Below are 2,056 nucleotides of genomic sequence, written 5' to 3'. Positions count from 1 at the left end.
CCGCTGCGTTCGCCCTCAATTGCCATAATTTCAGGACGGAAGTTGAAATAATCCTCTCCCAAATCGCTGATGTGTACCAAACCGTCGATATGAATGTCGTCCAAGGTTACAAAAATACCGAAGCTTGTCATGCCCGAAATCTTACCACTAAAGACTTCGCCGACTTTGTCGCGCATATAATAAGTTTTCAGCCAGTTTTCCACATCGCGGCTGGCATCATCGGCTCGGCGCTCGCAGAAAGAGGTATGTACGCCCAAAGCCTGCCAGGTTTTATTGGGTTGATAAGTTTGTCCGTTCAATACAGCTTTGATGGCACGATGCACCGTCAAATCCGGATAACGGCGGATAGGCGAAGTAAAGTGTGCATATGCACCATAAGCCAAACCAAAGTGACCGTCGCAATGCGGCTCATAAACCGCCTGTTGCATAGAACGCAACATCATCACTTGCAACAGCTCCGCATCCGGACGGTTTTTAAATTGTTCGGCAAGCGCAGCATAGTCTTTCGGCGTCGGATTATCGCCGCCGCCCAAACTCAGACCCAGCAAACCAAGCTGCTCGCGTAAAGTAGCCAGTTTTTCGGGAGTCGGGCCCAAGTGATTGCGGAACAAAGCCGTATGTTTGTTTTTCAGCAAGAACTCTGCCGCGCAAACATTCGCCGCCAGCATACATTCTTCAATCAGCTTGTGCGCATCGTTGCGTACAACGGGAACAATCTTGTCGATTTTACCGTTGTCGTCGAAAATCATCTGGGTTTCAATGCTCTCAAACTCAACCGCGCCACGCTCGAAACGTTTTTTCTGCAAGATTTTGAATAATTTATACAGAGTATCGATTTGCGGTTTAAACGGATGATCCCGGCCGTCTGAAATCCAATCCCAAACTTGATTATAAGTCAGTCGCGCATGCGAACGCATTACTGCCGGATAGAAACGGTATTCCTTGATATTGCCGGCATAAGTAATCACCATATCGCACACCATACACAGGCGTTCGACATCAGGATTGAGCGAGCAGATGCCGTTGGACAAATTCTCCGGCAGCATCGGAATCACACGGCGCGGGAAATACACGCTGGTACTGCGTTCTTGAGCATCTACATCAATCGTGTCATCAGGGCGGACATAATGACTGACATCGGCTATCGCCACCACCAAGCGGTAATTGCGGCCGATTTTTTCGGCAAAAACCGCATCGTCAAAGTCCCGCGCAGTTTCGCCATCGATGGTTACCAGAGGCAAATCTCGTAGGTCCACGCGCCCTTTCAAGTCGGTTTTACGCACATGATCGGGAATTTTCTTCGCAGCTTTGACACACGCTTCGCTAAATTGGTGCGGCAAATGGTGCTTGCGCACGGCGATTTCGATTTCCATACCGCTGTCGGCATAATCACCCAATACTTCAATAATTTTCGCTACGGCAGGGCGGTTTTGCTCGGGGTAAGTCTCAATTTCACCAACAATGACTTGACCGGATTGCGGTTTAAAGCGCGCTACACTTTCAGGTTCCAAAACAATGCTTTGATTCAAACGTTTGTCTTCTGCCTCCAAAATCGCCACGCCGCGATCCATATAAAAACGGCCGACCACTTTAGACTGCGCACGCTCCACCACATCCAAAACCGTACCTTCGCGACGGCCTCTGCGGTCGATACCGGCAGGACGCACGGTAACAATATCCCCGTGCATCACGCCGCGCATCTGACGCTCATACAAGACGAAATCGCCCTCACCTGTCGGCGTAAGCGGCACGGCAAAACCAAAACCGTCTTTATGCGCTTCGACACGGCATTTAACCAATGCCAATTTTTCTGCCGCACACACCGCCCCACGTCGATTAATCAACACCTGGCCATCGCGTGCCATCGCTTTCAGACGGCGCTCGAAGAATTCATATTCATCTTCTGTAATCGACAATTCATGTGCCAAAGCTTCGATTTTTGTCGGCACACCTTTTTGTTCCAATAATTCAATGACCCATTCACGGCTGGGCAACGGATGAGCGTAACGTTGTTTCTCCCGCTCCAAATACGGGTCTTTTTCTCGTAAATTTAAAG

Annotated in this window: 1 protein-coding gene; it reads right to left on the bottom strand. The window is 49.6% G+C overall.

What is annotated here, in order from left to right; genetic code table 11:
• Positions 1 to 2,056, bottom strand: a 2,056-nt coding sequence (gene rnr, locus ACTHUE_RS16760) for a ribonuclease R (protein ID WP_440424027.1), incomplete at both ends; no start/stop codon positions are given.

This window comes from Neisseria sp. P0021.S005 (assembly GCF_051956955.1).
Note: the sequence above shows the minus strand (reverse complement) of the source record. Positions and strands in the feature narration are given on the sequence as shown.